Here is a 16,578-nt window from a genome sequence, read left to right as displayed (position 1 = left end):
TTTAATGCTCCATTTTTATCTGGTCTTTCAAAGCCTGTTGGTGGGCCTTGTTAATGTTGGCTTTCAACTCCTCAAAAGTAAGCTCGCCGGCTACACCCAAATCAAACAGGTGCACGTAGGCGCGGGGTTTCAGCGCCTCAAAATAATCTATCAATATGCAGTGGTAAACTATCTGGCAGGGGCCCTTAACCTGCTGCATCAGCTTGTAAACGCCTTTCTCCACATGGATATGCGTTTCGTGGTTAGAGTATAATTCGCCCTGCGGGAAAATAACGATCAGGTTATCGGGGTTATCCAAAATGCCGGCCGAGTAGGTGAGCGATTCCAGCATCTCGCGCGAACCTTTTTTTATAGAGTACGCGCCTATGAATTTCAGGTACCAGCGTTTTAAAAACTGGTCGTGCTGCATCATTACGTAATACTTTTTTTTCAGGTTGTAAACTGCCGTCCAGTTGGCAATAAAGCCATCCCACCAGCTAAAGTGGTTGCTTAGCAATAGCACAGAATGCCCCGGTCGCGGTTCAAAAGGCTGCACATTAACTTCCTTAAAATTGCGGCTTATCCACCACCGCACGTAGCTGATGTAGAGTTTACTGGCGAAAGTTTTTTTGCGCGAAGGGATCATGCGTCTAATTTAGCTAAATATTCGTCGAGCGCCGGTATAACCAGCCAATGCCCCAAAGGTAACTCATGCACCTGCGCATTGTTTAATTTTTGTATAAATGGCATGGCTCCCTTTTTAGGGAACAAGCCATCATGCTGCCCGAAAATCAAGGTGCAGGGAATGTTATGTTGATTGATCAGCGCCGCAATTTTATCCGTATCGGGCCTTAGCAAACGTATCAGGTTAAGCGTGTAATAAACGTCCAGTCGCTTTTTAGGTGTATCCATTTCGCTGTAAGCTATCTGGTGCAGGCTATCGTCAATAAAACGTACGCGTTTTAAATTGTTTAATAGCGAGGTAGCCAGCCAGTTGCTTTTAGTAACCCGTTTAAAAAGCAGCCTGCCCAGCGTTTTGTTCTGTATAATATCAAAGCCTTTAAAAACCGACAGCCCATCCGGAGCCATCAATATCACCTCGTCAATCATATCGGCAAATTCCTCCACCAATATCAAAGCCAAATTGGCCCCGATAGAATACCCCAAAACCGAAAACCGCTGCCTGCCAAACTGCTCAAACCAATGTTCTACATATAAACGCATCAATTCTTTAGGCATCCCGGCCAGTATCTGTTGCTCCGTCCAACCCTCCAAAGCGCTCTCATCATGAAAAAAATGATCGAAGCCGTAAACATGAAACTTTTTGAGCAACGACTGCCCCAGTACATGAAACTGCCTGCCCGTCATGCCATACCCATGAAAGGCCAACAAGGGTTTATTGCCCGCACCATACTCATGAAAATGTACCTTACCCAGTTGGGGGATGTGTAAAAAGCCCATTATGGCAAATGTAGTAAATTAGTGATTAGTGATTAGTGATTAGTGATTAGTGATTAGAGAACAGTGACTGGTGATTAGTTGTTTTGAGATGGCATGTTCTATATTGATTATTCAACTAATCACTAATCACTATCCCTCGACTTGCTTATCGCTCGTTCAGGCCCTTCACGCACGTACCTTGCCCCGCTCTAGGCCGCGGTGGCCGTTAGTTTTTCGTGTGTTTAATTTGTTTTTACGGTACTCAAGAGGGCCTCGCCGTTTGTCATAGCCACAAAAGTAACCCAAAAGGCCTAGTCATCCCCTAGGCTTCTTTGCGCACAGGGCCACTGCGCTGCAAAGCGGGCAGAAGCACGGGCTGCATTATTGGCTGCCGCTTCGCACGCTCTTGGCCGTCGCACACGCCAACAACGCTATGCCCTTCCCATCGCACCGCCCGACGCCTTCTGCCCGCTTTCGCCTGAAGCTTGGGGCCGACGTTCCGTTGCTTCCCGAAATCCCGGAAAATAATGAGAGTTAAAAAAAATCTTGTAAGTGTCCCAAATGCAAGGGGCTGTCCCGAACCGTTGGCCGAGTGAGCTTCGGGTAAAGCGGGCAGAAGGCGTCGGGCGGTGCGATGGGAAGGGCATAGCGTTTTTGGCCCAAGTGCGTAATAGCCAAGCGTGCAGGCGGGCCAATAATGCAGCCCGTGCTTCTGCCCGCTGTGCGATGTGGCCAATGTGCGCAGAAGCCTTTCGGCCAACTAGGCATTTTTGTTTCTTTTGTTGCTATGACAAAAGAAATGCGCCTCCGCGGCGAAGAGCGGGGCAAGGTAGGTGTGTGAAGGACCTAACGAAGCGACGGGCCTAACGTGTCTTGTCGCATGAATAAACCCCTCCCTGCCCCTCTCAATGGAGGGAATCGTACGGGCTTGGCTCTGTTGGTGGATAGCGACAAGTTTAACCTTTTTAATCTTATCGTAATAAATTCTCCCCAAAGGGAATATCCACCAAAAAGCCCAAACTTTATTTTATTTTTGCGACCGTAATTATGATGGCGAAAAAGGGAATTTTACTGGTAAACCTGGGCACTCCGGATAGCCCAAGCACTGCAGATGTACGTAAATATTTGAACGAATTTTTAATGGATGGGCGCGTTATTGACGTTAACCCTACCTGGCGCGCCATTTTGGTGCAGGGCATTATCGTTCCGTTTCGTGCACCTAAATCGGCCAAATTATATCAAGAGATCTGGAGTGATGAAACCGGTTCGCCCCTGTTACATTACAGCAAATTACAACATCAACTGTTAAGCGAACGCCTGGGTGATGAATACCAGGTAGAGCTGGCCATGCGTTATCAAAGCCCTTCTATCGAGTCGGCATTGGAGCGTTTAAAGGCTAATTTGGTGAGCGATATTAAGGTTATCCCTTTGTTTCCGCAATATGCATCGGCCAGTACAGGTTCTGTGCAGGAAAAGGTGATGGAGCTGGTGAGCAAATGGCAAACTATCCCGAATATCACGTTCGTTAACTCGTTTCATGATAATGAGCTGATGATCGAAACCTTTGCGCAGAACGCCCGCAAGCACGATATCGCGAGTTATGATCATATCCTGTTCAGCTTTCACGGCTTGCCGCAGCGCCAGATCGTTAAATGCGACCATACCGGTAGCTACTGCCTGAAGGTTGACGGCTGCTGCGATACCTTGAACGATACGAACAAGTTTTGCTATTCGGCACAATCTTACGATACCGCGCGCCTGATAGCTGAAAAGCTGGGTGTTGCAAAAGAAAATTATACCGTTTGTTTCCAATCGCGCCTGGGTAACGACCCTTGGGTGCAGCCTTACACCAGCAAAGTAATTGAGGAACTGGCCCACCAGGGCAAAAAACGCCTGTTGGTATTCTGCCCGGCATTTGTGGCCGACTGCCTGGAAACGGTTTACGAAGTTACCGAAGAATACGGCGCCGAATTCAAGACCCTGGGCGGCGAGCACGTGCAACTGGTGGAAAGTTTGAACGATAATCCGTTGTTTATTGATGCGTTGGAGGGAATGGCGAGAGGGTAAGCTCAAAACTTGTCATTGCGAGGAGGAACGACGAAGCAATCGCACGCTGCTAAGCCGGCGACTTTTCTCCGTGCGATTGCCACGCTACGCTCGCAATGACATAATGGTTAACTTCTCTTCTCCACCCTGTCATAAAAACCACCAAACGAGTTCATCCGCACCGCATCTTCTTTAAAAAATTCACCCGGGAAACCGAGGTCTATTGCTGATGCTTCGTCCAGTTTTTGGAGGTGCTCCGGGCTTAGGGTTACGTTGATGGTCTTCAAGTTTTCTTCAACCTGGCTCACTTTGGTAGCACCCACAATGGGGATAGACGAAAAGCCCTGGCTCATCGTCCACTGCAAGGCTATGTGGCTTGGTGATACGCCCAGTTCTTCCGCAATTTCAACAACCACTTTAGTGATGGCCACGCTGCGGTCGTCAAGTCGGCGGCTTTCGGGTTTGATTCGGCCTTGTTCGCCGCGCAGGTATTTGCCGCTGAGCACGCCGCCGCCGAGGGGCGCCCATGGGGTAACGGTCATACCGTAATGTTTGGCCATGGGGATAAGCTCCCGCTCGGGAGTGCGTTGGATGAGGCTGTATTCTACCTGCAGGACAATAAACTGGCTCCAGCCCATCAGTTCGGCCATGGTATTGCCTTTGGCTACCTGCCAGGCCGGGGTGTCGCTTATGGCAGCGTAAGTTATTTTACCCTGGCGGATGAGGTCGTCCAGTCCGCGGAGCACTTCATCCATTGGGGTTATATCGTCCCAGATGTGGAGGTATAGCACGTCGATGAAATCAGTTCTCAGGCGCTTCAGACTTTCTTCTACACTGCGCATCATGTTTTTGCGGCTATTGCCTGATGCGTTGGGGTTGGTCAGGTTATCTTTTAGCGAGTATTTGGTAGCGAGGACGAAATAATCGCGGTCGTGATTTTGCACGTAGTCGCCGATGATCTTTTCGCTGGTGCCTAGTTTGTATACGTTGGCCGTGTCAAGGAAATTGCCGCCGGCATTGGCAAAGGCATCCATGATGGCGAAGCTGGTATCTTTATCGGCGCCCCAGCCGGCCTCGGTGCCAAAGCCCATGGTGCCTAAACATAATTCAGAAACTTTAAGGCCCGAGCGACCCAGTAATTTGTATTTCATGGTTGATGCTGTTTGAAGCTAAATTAGGTAATTTTTCATGGCTTCACAACGCAGGGTCCTCTTTGAGAGACCCTGCTGGGACGGGGTTTATATCTGCTTTATATTAAACAAATCCCATCCCCAACAGTTATCTCTATATGAAAATCATCACCCTACACACCCCCATCAACGCCGACCAATTGTTGGAGCGCCTACAGGATAAACTAAACCCTTACTTTAAACAGCAAAGGCAAGAAGAGATCATTTTCAAAATTGAAAAGGTGGGCACCGCCATCGAAATTTCGCAGCCTGAAATGTATGAAGGCGTGCTGTTTAAAATTGAAGTGAACGGCGAACAGCTGCACATCACCCGCAACGAGCATTACGTAGATGATGTAAACTCCCTCACCATCGAATCCATTCTGAACAGCTTGTTTGAAGATGTTACGGACGATGCCCGCGGTACCGACCTGGTGCAGGAGGGCTAGCATTTGAAACAAAAAAGCACCGCTGTTATAGCGATGCTTCATATTTTGATTGGATTTAATTATCCGTGTATCCAGCTGAATTTGTATTCCATTTCGGGGTTTTTCATGCGTTCCGCTACACGTAATAAACGGGCAGGGAGGGCAAGGATGTAATCGCGGGCTTTTTCGCCTTGTTCGTTAAGGCCGCCTACGCTTTCTATCTTCCAGTCTTGTATCAGGTCTTTTAGTATATCTACGTAGTCAACCGCGGTGTAAATACCCAGGCGTTGTGCCGCATCGGTAAAGTGGCCGAAGGTTTGGCCGATCTTTAAGCCCATTTCGCGCAGGAAGTGGGCGGGCATTACGATTTTTTTGCGCATCATGTCATCAAACGCTAACATGGCTTCGTTAGGGTCTACTTCAAATATTTTTTCGATGAAAAATTTGTAGGCTTTGGCATGGCGCATTTCGTCGGCAGCAATTACGCCACACATTTTAGATAATAATATATCACCATCTTTTTTAGCTTGCGATGCTACCCTGCGGTGCGATATATTGGTTGCCAGCTCCTGGAAAGAAGTATAGATAAAGTTACGATACGGATCATGACCGGTACCTATATCAAAACCATCGGCAATTAAATATTGAGTTGATACCTCCATGGCGCGCATATTTACGCGTTTAGATAGGTACAGGTATTTGTTCAGCAGATCGCCGTGGCGGTTTTCTTCGGCGGTCCAGTGGCGGGTCCATTTCATCCAGCCACCTTCTTCGTTATCGCTAACACCTTCTACCATGGTTAACCATGACTCATAGGTAGGCAGGGCCTCTTCGGTAATGGTATCGCCTACCAAAACAGCCACCAGGTCGTACGACAAGCCGGCGGCACTTTCCTGCAGTTCTTTAATTTCTTCGAAAAAAGTATCCCTGGTCGAGTCAGGTAAATAATCAGATGGCTGCCAGATCGTATCAACAGGCTTCAGGTACTCGAACATTTTGTCGAGCATGGCCTGTTCAATATGGCCCATCACTTCGCGTCTTTTTTCAAAAAAAAATCTCATACAGAATAGTTATGTGGCAAAGGTAATGATTTTTATAATTTTAATACACCTATCAATTTTTGCCGGTGTAGCCAATAGCATCACGCATACAGGCCGGTAAATTTTGTAACGAAGGCGCGCCGTCAAATAAGGAAAACGTACCGTTATAATCCCATAACATACCAGGTATACCTAATGTTTTTAAAGTTTGGCGCATTGATTTTATGTATAAGCATCGGCTGTTAATGTCGGCATACTTATTATACACCCCATACTCGCCGCAAATTATGGGGATACCGTATTTATCGGCCCATTTTTTAACGATCATTATCTTATGAGTTAATGAAGGTATGTTACCATCGTTGCGGTACTGGTAGTAATTGGTTTCGCCCCAGGTGCCTTTTGCTTTAGCGTTAATAGCGGGAAATTTTTCCGCACTATAAGGAAAAGGCACCCCGGTTGTAGCTACCTGCGCGCCTACCCATTCGGCACCCTGGTGGGTAAATAAAAAAGGTTCGTAAAAGTGGAAAGTGTAGATAATATTCTCATCCGCCAGGCGCACCATACGGCTCAATTCGTATATGCTGTTAAAATTTGATGCGCCTACTATCAGCGTACGCTTTTTATCCAGTTTACGTATGGCAGTAACGATGTTATAAGCCGCGTCTTTCCATGTATTGGTATTCATGTGTGGCGGTTCGTTGTATAGCTCGAATAGCAGATCGTCGGCACTTATTTTTTGATAACGTTTGGTTAAAATAAGCCACGTATTGATGATACGACCCGTTTCTGTAGCAAAATTATTATCATTTATATTACCATAATGGTAATCAATTACCAGCTTCATTCCGTGTACACGGCATAGTTGTACGATTTTGTCTATGCGTTTCAGAACATCTTCCTGCGGTATCTGTTGTGTTTCTAAAAAGTTAAAAGCTACCGGGAGCCGTATGCTTTTAAAACCTAAAGTTTTCAGCAGTTCAAAGTCGTTTTTGGTGATAATATCGTCTTTTAATATATCTTTACTCCACGTTTGCTCTAACCATGAAACACTTATGCCATTATCTAAACTTTTGGCTCGTTTAAACGCTAACTGTCGCTCGGTTACTTCACTTGGAGTACTTTTTGCTATACTTGCCTGCATTGTGGCAGGCAATAGTGTAAAAAGCATGCATATTAGCGCCGGAAAAGATTTTTTTATCGCTTTTATTTTCACTTATTTAATTATAAGTTTAATTAACCAAAGTTTAACGTTTTTGCCAGTAAAAACTAACTAAATGTTTGTTCAAATTACGAAAGAAGAATTTGCAAAAGAAATTCTAAAAAAGGCCTGGTACCAGACCAACAACATCATCTGGACAATTATCTTTCTTTACCCCCTTATCAGTATTATCGATTTTATTTACGGTAACGAGATATGGGTGCAGTTTTTAATTGTGCGCATTATAACCGTGCTGGTTATTTTGGGCCTGTACACCTTCTTCCGCAACAGTAAATATAACTATCGCATATTACTGCACGCTACATTCTTTTTAATATCCTGTACTTCGGCCATACTGTGTAACATTGTTAGCCAGTCGGAGTACCAGGTTTATTTCCTGGTTTACTCTGCCATTATCCTGTTTTTTAACCTGCAGGTATTTTGGGAGCCGGTACACTCTATCATCCAATCGTTACTGGCGCTGGTACTGTTGGCCGTATTTTTTCAAACACTGAACGAGAATACTGCCGATACTTTCGTTACTAACGGCGGGCAGTTCTTCTTTATTATCGCATCCATTTCATGCCTTATACCAAGCGCGCGCTACAAGGTGATGGAGCGTGAAGTGAAATCGAACTTGCTGATAGAAAAATCAAACGAGCAACTTAAAACGCAAAACACCGATATTGTTGAAAAGAACGCAATTATTGATATGCAGTATGAGCGTTTGCTTAAAATGGACGAGCAGAAAAATTCATTCATCAACATTGCCGGTCACGATTTGAAAAACCTGATCGGCTCTATCGTGATGAGTAATAACATGATCAAGGAGGAAGATTACCGACTTAGCACCGATCAGAAAGAGTTTGTTGACTATATAAGCGAGGCTGCCGAAAAAATGCAGTACATGCTGAACAAACTGATGGATGTGAAGGAGATCGAATCGCCGGAGATGAAGTTTAATAACGAGATATTCGATATAAACGTGGAAGTGCGCCGCATCTTCCGTGGTTTGATTGAGACCGCGCAGATGAAGAATATCCACCTGACGGATAATATCCTTAAACTGCCCTTAAACGTAAAACTGGATAAAGTTTTCGCGGGGCAGATATTCCAGAATTTGATATCAAACGCCATCAAGTTTTCGCAAACCAATAACACCATTAAAATATCAACCAATCTGCAACGCCAAAAATTTGTGTTCGAGATCATTGACGAGGGCATAGCTATTGGCCAGGAAGAACTGGATATGATGTTTAACAAGCTTAAAACCTTAAACGAGGCATCAACCAGTAAAGAAAGCCGCCTGGGCTTAGGCTTATCCATCGCCAAATTAATAACCCAGGAAATGGGCGGCGAGCTGTTTTACCGCAGCGATGATAATGGCAACTATTTTAGAGTAGAATTCAACGTAATTAACTAATATACCAACAAACCGATGAACAAATTTTTAAGTTTATTAGCCCTTACTTTTTTATTAAGCACGGCAAGCTTTGCACAAAAGATATTAACTTTTAGGGCAATGGGCCACGAGGATGACGCTATACAAGGTATGAGCGGCAGCAGCGCTTATTACCTTAAGGTTGACCCGCTTATTGAAATGAACGGAAGTAAGCTGGTATTATTTTTGGAGCCATCGCAAGCGCTTATCCGCAACTTATCATACGTAAACGTTATTATTAATGATAAGCCTGCTTACAGCGCCCGCCTTACCCAGGATTCGATAATACAGGTTACGCTTAACTTAAGCCGTAACGACGTATCAAGCGATAAATTCCTAAAAATACAGGTTAAAACGTTGCTTACGGTAACTGATCAAAAATGTAAAGACCTTGATAACCCGGCTATGTGGTTAAAGGTTAAATCATTCTCATACCTATCGTTAGTTAAAAGCAATTCAAACTTTTTTAATAATGTAAACATTGGCAATTGCTTTGAAACTATGCGTGCCATTGTTCACCCGGCTAACCCTAACCTGCATGATTTGAAAGCGGTAGCATGGGCTTACTCTCGTTTAAAAAAAGCTGACGTTAGAAACATCCGTGTTTATGCCGAAGGCCAATTGCCTGATACCGTTAAAAACTACATTGTTGTTGGTAACATGTCGCGTTTATCCGCTGCGCGTAAATCATTACTAAAAGTTAAACCACAAAGCGGCGAAGGTTTGTTTTACCTGAATAAAGCGGTGGTTGAAACGGTTGATACCGTAATGCGTTTGGTTAATGTTAAAGGCAAGGTGGTTACTGTAAAATCATTGGCATCAAGCGTTGTTCCTTCAGAAATTTTATATGTTACCGGTGGCGACGATGTGGGTTACGAAAAAAGTATAACCGCTTTAGGCAACATCAACATTTTAAATTCAACCTTCGGCGATTACCTGTTGATCAGCAAAGCTGAAAACACTTTCTTTAAAACTATTGACGAAAACCGCTCGAAATTAACCTTCCGCCAAATTGGTGGTACTACCAACTTCATGTCGGGTATTGGTAACTTAAAAAGCGTTTACAACTTTAAAAACTCCGACTTTAGCTTTACCCCTAAAGAGGTGGAGATACGCGTTATTGCTAACTATAGCAGCTTAGCGCAAGGCGACCGTGGTTACCTGAACATCTACCTGAACGGTATGTTGATCCAATCAGAAAAATTGGATAATACCGGCAAGCTAAATACAGCCGTTACCATTAACCGTTACCAGCACCATAAATACAATACGCTTGAAACCGAGTTCCGTTTTTACTCAAGCGGTGGTAACTGTTTAAACAGCTTTAGCGGTTTCTTTGCCGAGGTTGACGTTGATAAATCATACCTGGAATCAAAAAATCCGTTCATTACGTCTGACTTGAGCTTTTACCAATACCCGGAAGCGTTTAACAGTGGTACTACCAAAATTGTAGTAAGTAAAAAATACGCGCCATTTGCTGCTGCAGCTATGGGCGAGATCATTTACGAGTTGAACAATAACATCAACGCTAATAACTTCCCTGAGTTTATTTATGCTGATGGCATGGATCCGAACGAGTTGAAAAAGAACAACATCATTGCGCTGCTATCGCATGATGATCCGTTGATGGATGATTTCCCGGACGCGCCGATCAAATTCAACAAAAAATTCCGCCTGTATAATAACGAGAATAATAAGATAGTTTACTCGCTGTCCGACTCGGTATCAAACGGCCTGGCCCAGATATTTTATGGCCGAAGCAATAACGCGGTGCTGGTAATTACCGGTACGGGTAAACACCTGGCCGATGCCTTCCTATCGGCATCGCGCTCTATTACCGAGCAGCTGTCGACCCTGTCAAGCAACGTAGCTATATCAGATGTTAACAACAATAAATACCTGTTCAACATCAGCAAATCAAGCGAAAACTTACAATATATTGATACCAAGAGCGTGCTTACCCGTTTCTGGGAAAGCTATAACCTGTACATCTTGTTAGGCTTACTGGTATTGATATTGTTAGCGTTCCTTTACATCCGCGCCAAGGTTCAAAAATCGCAGGATATATTTACAGAGTAATTTGTAACAACAGTATTAAGGCATTGTATGGTTTACCCCATACAATGCTTTATCAAAAAATTTATATATAAAACTGTTTAACAATTATTGCCATTTATGAAGCTATCGATCCCTGAGTTATTGATACAAGATGGGTTTATAACCCAGGCCGATCAGGAAAAGATCGATGATTTTTCGCGCCGGTCGGGCTTATCTTACATAAAAATAGTACTCAACTTTGGTTATATATCCCGCAAAAACTATGAGCGCTCGCTGTTAAACGCAGGCTACGAGTTCAAACAGATACGCGAGGAAGCTTTTGACCAGGAAGTACTGGATAAAATTGAATTAAAGTTTGCCGATGAGCACCTGGCTTTGCCTTTGCGTGTTCAGGACGGTAAAATAGTGACGTTGATGGCTAACCCCAGCGACGAACTGTTTATAGACTACATAAAGTTTACCTATGATATGGAGCCCGAGATCATCGTGGCTTCCGATTTGGACATTACCTGGTACAGCCACGTTTTGTTGGGCGAAAAGTATGTAAAATCGGCCGTGTTTGAGTTGCTTAACCGCGACCCTACCAGTTCGGCCCTGGTAACTTTCACCACGCCTCAGCTTATATTTACTTTTTCACTATTGGCGCTTGTTGCCGGTGGTTTGATATTGAGCTTTAAAAACACCTCAATTATTATTAACGTAATACTGAGTTCGTTTTTTCTGGTATCTATTGTATTTAAGCTGTTTTTGGCTTTGGTGGGATCGAGGTTTGAGCTGCACCAGGCCGTTACCAAGCAGGAAGTACGCGATGTTGTTGACGATGACCTGCCGATATACACCATTCACTTACCGGTTTACAAAGAAGATAAACTGATCAAGAAACTGATTTGGAACCTGCAGAGTATTGATTACCCACGCGAAAAACTGGATATTAAACTGCTGATAGAAGAGGATGACGACAAAACTTTAAATGCCGTACGTAACCTGGATTTCCCGGCCGTATTTGAGGTTATTGTGGTGCCTTTCCACATGCCTAAAACCAAGCCTAAAGCTTGTAACTACGGTCTGCACTTTTCGCGCGGTAAGTTTTTAACTATTTACGATGCGGAGGACGTGCCCGATACCGATCAGCTTAAAAAAGTAGTAGCGTTGTTTACCAAACTGCCCGAGAACTACATTTGTATACAGTGCGCGCTAAATTATTTCAATCGTAACGAGAACTTTTTGACCCGTATGTTTACCCTGGAGTATTCGTACTGGTTTGATTATATGCTGCCGGGTTTGGATACCTTCGATATCCCTATCCCGCTGGGCGGCACCAGCAACCACTTTAAGTTTGAGTACCTGATGGAGCTGGCCGGCTGGGATCCGTTTAACGTTACCGAGGATGCCGACTTAGGTGTGCGCGCTTATGATAAAGGTTATAAAGTGGCCATTATCAACTCCACCACCTACGAGGAAGCCAACAACGAGATGTTTAACTGGGTGCGCCAACGTTCGCGCTGGATAAAGGGCTACATGCAAACCCACCTGGTACACATGCGCGACCCGGTTGCCTTATGGAAGAAAATTGGCTGGAAAGGTTTCCTAGGCTTTAACTTCTTTATCGGGGCCACACCTATTACCTTCCTGGTGTACCCGCTGTTACTCAGCATATTTGTGTGCTACCTGATATTTGATTTGGAGACCATTCGTACGCTGTTCCCGGATTGGGTGTTGTTCATGTCGATAATTAACCTGATGGTGGGTAATATATTGATGATCTACGTGAATATGATGGCCGTATTTAAGCGCCGTTATTACGAGTTAATATTATTTGCCATTGCCAACCCTATTTATTGGCTGTTACACTCGTGGGCGGCTTATAAAGGGTTATATCAATTAGTTGTTAAGCCTTTTTATTGGGAAAAAACCAACCATGGGCTAAGTAAAGTAAACAATTCTACAAATGTGGTTGAGTAAGGTTAAAATAACCAAAAGCCGATCGATACTGATTATCACCATTTTACTGGCGATATATTACCTTTTTTGTGCTTATTACCTGCACGGCTTAGGTTATAACACGCAGGAGTCGCTTTTTTATGTAGAGAAAGTGCGCATTATATTTGAGGGCCTTGGTTATAAGCTAAAAATTATTGGTCTTACGGCGCCCATCATACCGTTTTTCGCCACGTTTGCATTTGCTTCTATAAGTCCGTTGATGGCGCCGGTTATAGCCTCGGCCCTGGGTACTGCCGCCTTTTTTTACATTATGGCCAGCACGCTTAACAACAAAATAAACGATGATTTTTATTTGTTTTTGCTAATAGCGGTATTCCTGTTCCATCCGGGCATTTTGTATATGGCCTGTTCGGGCAAATCCATTTACATGGCCTGTATATTCTTCTTCATGTTTTTTTTAAACCTGTTCAAGTTTTATACATCTAATACCACGTTCCACATATCTATTGCCAGTATATGCCTGGTAATGCTGCTGTTTTGCGATTATAAGTTTATCTGGCTTACCATATTCTTTATACCGCTGGTGTTCTCCATCGCCGTGCAAACACTTAACCTGGCGGAAAAGGAATCCATATTCAGGATGACATTGAGCTTTAATAACCCATCGCTGCGCCGTAAGCTGATCAATAAAACATTCGCGTTGTATGTGATCCTGTTTGTGCTGCCTATAGCGGCAATGACCTGCTATAAGCTGTTAAACCTAACCAACGCTAACGACGTTGACTACTTTTTACAAAGCCCCTATGCCACGTGGACAGTTTTAGCCGAACGCGTAAACTACGACCTGATGGCGCAAAACCCGACGCTTAAAGTGCAGGAAATATCGTTGCTGATATCAGGCAAAATGCTATTGTATTGCCCGATGATGTTGCTGGCGATGTATCTTTTCCGCGACAGCAATTACCAGATATTAACACTGGTGACGCCGTTTGCCTTCGTTGAGTTTTTACACCTTAAATATGAGCGTGTATTTTTGGTGCAGCAGTACTACATTATATTTGTGATACTGGCGCTGCTATGTTTGATATTTAAGGCAGACACCATACGTAACCAACTTGCCTTTAAAATTGTGCTGGGCGTGCTACTGGTTGTGCAGATTGGTACCGGGTTTTATTTCTTTAAAACATCGCAGGTAGAAGAAGAGAAAAGCTTTATCACCTTCCTGACCGAGCGTACCGCCAGCGATGCCTTGGACGAAGACAGAGACATGGCCGATTACATAAATGGCCTGCCGGACGATTCGCGTATACTGATGGACGATGCGGTGGCCTACCGCGTGGTTGCCTACACCAACAACATTAAAGGACTAATATTGCCATACCAGGATACTTTTTTAGGAGCTATTGAGCGCCCGGGCGATTATGCCAACTATATACTCATAGCAACTACAAAAAACCCGTTAAACTCCTACAGTATTTTAAGCCCGAAATATCCGCCTATTGTTTACCAGTCGGCTAATACCTTCTCCAACCTGCAAAAGGTTTACGAAACCGAGAATTGGGCCCTGTACAGGTTTTTATAACAACGAACTATCGAATGATCTTGTAGAGACGCAATATATTGCGTCTCTTTTTTTGTAGGAATTTATCGTCTAAAAGCCAAGGCCTATTGCGTTTTAGGTAAATTTTTTATATTTGGTTTATAACACCTTAACTGATGACCCCCACAATTTGCAAAAACTGCGAAGCAGATCTGTCGCTAACCTATTGCCCTAACTGCGGCGAGAAACGGTTCGACAAAAAACAACTCACCATAAAACACTTCGCCGAAGAAACCTTTGAAGGCATGGCGCATTTTGACACTAAGTTTTTGCGCACGCTTAAAACATTGTTTACCCGGCCCGGTCAACTGGCGCTTGATTTTGTCGAGGGCCGTCAAACCAGGTACATGAAGCCCATTGCCTTTTTCCTGGTGATCAACTTGTTGTTTTTTTTGTTAATGGTTTTTAATCCTTATAGTTTATCCCTGGTAAACTATATTACCTATAAACCCTTTATTAATTATGATACCCAGCGTATTGTGGCCGAGAAGATAGCCCACCTACATACCAGCAAGGAAGATTACATGCATGTATTTGATGCCCGAATAAAAAGTGAATCAAAGGCTTATATATTCACTTTCATACCCGTTTACGGGTTGATATGCAGTTTGCTGTTTATTGCCTATAAACGAATGTTTGTTGAACACCTGATATTTGCCCTGCATTTTGTAGCTTTTGTTTTGTGTTTATTCTTTTTAGAGATATACCTGGTTACCTTCCCGCTTCAGATTTACTTTAAAGGTACGCACCAAAATGATGTTGAACAATTGATAGGAATACTGATGGTGATATTGGTAGGTATATATTTCTTTTTCGCCGCGCGTCGTTTTTACCGCTCAAATATTTGGTGGAGTGTCTTGGCCAGCTGCCTGATCGCCTATACCTTTTTTGATCTGGTGCAAGGTTATAGGATGTTGTTATTTTTTAAATTGATTTACTTGTAAGCATAAAAAAAGCCTATGCCGGTTTGTATACGGCATAGGCTTTTAAAACTCTTGTATAATTAAAGCACTGGTGGCTCTTCTTTCTTTTCGTTTGTAGTTTCAGCTTGATCTTCCGGTAAGGCTACAGGCCCGGCTTCCTGAAGCTCGGCAACAGGTTCAGTTTCTTCGGAAAATGTTTCTTCGCCAGCCGGCTCTTGTTTATTTTTCTTGCCAGTGAAAAACCTGCGTACTGCGGTCCAGGCACCTACAACGGCTACTGCCAGCAGTTTCCAGAATTTTAGTAACAGGGCAAAGAAACCCACTTTAGCCAATACTTTACCCGCCACTAAACCACCGATGGTCCAGGCGGCAACGTTGTCTACGCTTGAATCAAATTCGGTATATTTATAGCCATCTTCAAAACGCACGCTACCTAAAACCTGCGGTATGCTGGCTTTAACCGCCGGCAAATCGTTCATGGTAGCAATGGCATTTAAAATCAATACGCCTTTACGGCCCAACACGCGTACATTATAGTTAAGCGTGTTTACACTATCGGTACCAAAACGGATCTCTTTAGCCCAATGCAATATATGTTGATCAGCCTCATAATACGGTTTTGAGGCCCAGCCTACCATATCAATAGAAGGATAACCGTTTTTTACGCGTTCGGCGCTTCCTTCTTTCACCTCTTTCTTTATATCAGCTAACAGGTCGTCATAGTTTATGTCATCCGCATCATCATCCTTTACGTAGCCAATAGCATCATACTGTATGTTAAAAACATAACCCGACTGACCAAGAATACTCTGGCTCTCGGGCAAAATAAAACCCATAGATGAACTGGACTCTTTAGGATTACCCCATAGATCGGTAAGTACTTTTTGCGCTTGTGTTGAATCAAGATACTTGAAACCCAAAGGAACAGTAATAACACCTATACCGTTGCCAATTTTAATTGTTCCGTGTTGGTATTTAAGGGATGCTTCAAAAGCCAGCATTTGCTTAGCAAGGCTATCTGTTTGTGCCCATGTGGCTGATGTGAAACAGCAAATAGTTAGAATAACCAGGAAGTAGAATTTTTTCATGTAATAAAATTAAGGTTAACAGCTAAAGATAATTAACTACTGTTAAGTTGCAATAAAGCCAGGTACATTACTCTGTAACAAAAAGACGATAATGTAGGTTATCAGAAACCTCCCCTAAACGCAAAAACCCCATAAGCAATTGCTTACAGGGTTTCTTGTAAAATTTGGCACCGACCTACTCTCCCACGTTTTACCGCAGTACCATCGGCTCTGGCGGGCTTGAC

13 protein-coding genes are annotated in these 16,578 nt (G+C 43.8%); 7 read left to right on the top strand and 6 right to left on the bottom strand.

Annotated features, from left to right (window positions below; genetic code table 11):
• Nucleotide 1: 1 nt before the first annotated feature.
• Entirely contained in the window at nt 2-625 is a 624-nt protein-coding gene (locus tag AC59JT_RS20340) for a lysophospholipid acyltransferase family protein (protein WP_497402632.1), read from the bottom strand.
• Nucleotides 622-1,440, bottom strand: a complete 819-nt coding sequence (locus AC59JT_RS20335) for an alpha/beta fold hydrolase (protein WP_497402629.1) — start codon at nt 1,438-1,440, stop codon at nt 622-624. The genes AC59JT_RS20340 and AC59JT_RS20335 overlap by 4 nt, the downstream gene beginning before the upstream one ends.
• Before the next feature lie 1,029 nt (nt 1,441-2,469).
• Here AC59JT_RS20335 and hemH point away from each other — a divergent pair.
• The gene (gene hemH, locus AC59JT_RS20330; RefSeq protein ID WP_497402684.1) at nt 2,470-3,486 is read left to right on the top strand and encodes a ferrochelatase; all 1,017 of its coding nucleotides are present in this window, start codon (nt 2,470-2,472) and stop codon (nt 3,484-3,486) included.
• A gap of 107 nt (nt 3,487-3,593) precedes the next feature.
• On the opposite strand, the gene AC59JT_RS20325 is transcribed toward hemH, so the two are convergent.
• Complete coding sequence (locus AC59JT_RS20325) at nt 3,594-4,616, bottom strand: aldo/keto reductase (RefSeq protein WP_497402627.1); 1,023 nt, start codon at nt 4,614-4,616, stop codon at nt 3,594-3,596.
• Between the two features lie 137 nt (nt 4,617-4,753).
• On the opposite strand from AC59JT_RS20325, the gene AC59JT_RS20320 reads away from it, so the two are divergent.
• Complete coding sequence (locus AC59JT_RS20320; RefSeq protein WP_497402625.1) at nt 4,754-5,083, top strand: hypothetical protein; 330 nt, start codon at nt 4,754-4,756, stop codon at nt 5,081-5,083.
• Between the two features lie 59 nt (nt 5,084-5,142).
• Here the strand turns inward: AC59JT_RS20320 and AC59JT_RS20315 are convergent, their stop codons facing one another.
• Both AC59JT_RS20315 and AC59JT_RS20310 read right to left on the bottom strand, forming a co-directional pair.
• Nucleotides 5,143-6,123: an acyl-ACP desaturase gene (locus AC59JT_RS20315; RefSeq protein WP_497402623.1), complete on the bottom strand. Its 981-nt coding sequence runs from the start codon at nt 6,121-6,123 to the stop codon at nt 5,143-5,145.
• Between the two features lie 52 nt (nt 6,124-6,175).
• Complete coding sequence (locus AC59JT_RS20310; protein ID WP_497402620.1) at nt 6,176-7,246, bottom strand: glycoside hydrolase family 5 protein; 1,071 nt, start codon at nt 7,244-7,246, stop codon at nt 6,176-6,178.
• A 133-nt stretch (nt 7,247-7,379) separates the two neighbouring features.
• On the opposite strand from AC59JT_RS20310, the gene AC59JT_RS20305 reads away from it, so the two are divergent.
• The 5 genes from AC59JT_RS20305 to AC59JT_RS20285 all read left to right on the top strand — a co-directional run bounded on the left by AC59JT_RS20305 (nt 7,380) and on the right by AC59JT_RS20285 (nt 15,287).
• Nucleotides 7,380-8,726, top strand: a complete 1,347-nt coding sequence (locus AC59JT_RS20305) for a sensor histidine kinase (RefSeq protein WP_497402618.1) — start codon at nt 7,380-7,382, stop codon at nt 8,724-8,726.
• A gap of 15 nt (nt 8,727-8,741) precedes the next feature.
• Nucleotides 8,742-10,823, top strand: a complete 2,082-nt coding sequence (locus AC59JT_RS20300; RefSeq protein WP_497402615.1) for a cellulose biosynthesis cyclic di-GMP-binding regulatory protein BcsB — start codon at nt 8,742-8,744, stop codon at nt 10,821-10,823.
• 96 nt (nt 10,824-10,919) lie between these two features.
• On the top strand, nt 10,920-12,764 hold the full coding sequence (locus tag AC59JT_RS20295) for a glycosyltransferase family 2 protein (RefSeq protein WP_497402613.1): 1,845 nt from the start codon (nt 10,920-10,922) through the stop codon (nt 12,762-12,764).
• Nucleotides 12,751-14,325, top strand: a complete 1,575-nt coding sequence (locus AC59JT_RS20290; protein ID WP_497402610.1) for a hypothetical protein — start codon at nt 12,751-12,753, stop codon at nt 14,323-14,325. Before AC59JT_RS20295 ends, AC59JT_RS20290 begins: the two co-directional genes overlap by 14 nt.
• Before the next feature lie 134 nt (nt 14,326-14,459).
• Nucleotides 14,460-15,287 (top strand): DUF3667 domain-containing protein, encoded by an 828-nt coding sequence (locus AC59JT_RS20285; protein ID WP_497402607.1) that lies wholly within the window; start codon nt 14,460-14,462, stop codon nt 15,285-15,287.
• 59 nt (nt 15,288-15,346) lie between these two features.
• Here the strand turns inward: AC59JT_RS20285 and AC59JT_RS20280 are convergent, their stop codons facing one another.
• Entirely contained in the window at nt 15,347-16,354 is a 1,008-nt protein-coding gene (locus tag AC59JT_RS20280; protein ID WP_497402605.1) for a DUF2167 domain-containing protein, read from the bottom strand.
• Between the last annotated feature and the right edge of the window lie 224 nt (nt 16,355-16,578).

The organism is Mucilaginibacter sp. A3364, from assembly GCF_059690715.1.
This window is presented reverse-complemented; position numbering and strand designations above follow the sequence as displayed.

What these genes read in the sequence shown, in the direction of transcription:
- AC59JT_RS20340 (WP_497402632.1), bottom strand. Translation starts at nt 625, where the DNA reads ATGATCCCTTCGCGCAAAAAAACTTTCGCCAGTAAACTCTACATCAGC.
- AC59JT_RS20335 (WP_497402629.1), bottom strand. Translation starts at nt 1,440, where the DNA reads ATGGGCTTTTTACACATCCCCCAACTGGGTAAGGTACATTTTCATGAG.
- hemH (WP_497402684.1), top strand. Translation starts at nt 2,470, where the DNA reads ATGGCGAAAAAGGGAATTTTACTGGTAAACCTGGGCACTCCGGATAGC.
- AC59JT_RS20325 (WP_497402627.1), bottom strand. Translation starts at nt 4,616, where the DNA reads ATGAAATACAAATTACTGGGTCGCTCGGGCCTTAAAGTTTCTGAATTA.
- AC59JT_RS20320 (WP_497402625.1), top strand. Translation starts at nt 4,754, where the DNA reads ATGAAAATCATCACCCTACACACCCCCATCAACGCCGACCAATTGTTG.
- AC59JT_RS20315 (WP_497402623.1), bottom strand. Translation starts at nt 6,123, where the DNA reads ATGAGATTTTTTTTTGAAAAAAGACGCGAAGTGATGGGCCATATTGAA.
- AC59JT_RS20310 (WP_497402620.1), bottom strand. Translation starts at nt 7,246, where the DNA reads ATGCAGGCAAGTATAGCAAAAAGTACTCCAAGTGAAGTAACCGAGCGA.
- AC59JT_RS20305 (WP_497402618.1), top strand. Translation starts at nt 7,380, where the DNA reads ATGTTTGTTCAAATTACGAAAGAAGAATTTGCAAAAGAAATTCTAAAA.
- AC59JT_RS20300 (WP_497402615.1), top strand. Translation starts at nt 8,742, where the DNA reads ATGAACAAATTTTTAAGTTTATTAGCCCTTACTTTTTTATTAAGCACG.
- AC59JT_RS20295 (WP_497402613.1), top strand. Translation starts at nt 10,920, where the DNA reads ATGAAGCTATCGATCCCTGAGTTATTGATACAAGATGGGTTTATAACC.
- AC59JT_RS20290 (WP_497402610.1), top strand. Translation starts at nt 12,751, where the DNA reads ATGTGGTTGAGTAAGGTTAAAATAACCAAAAGCCGATCGATACTGATT.
- AC59JT_RS20285 (WP_497402607.1), top strand. Translation starts at nt 14,460, where the DNA reads ATGACCCCCACAATTTGCAAAAACTGCGAAGCAGATCTGTCGCTAACC.
- AC59JT_RS20280 (WP_497402605.1), bottom strand. Translation starts at nt 16,354, where the DNA reads ATGAAAAAATTCTACTTCCTGGTTATTCTAACTATTTGCTGTTTCACA.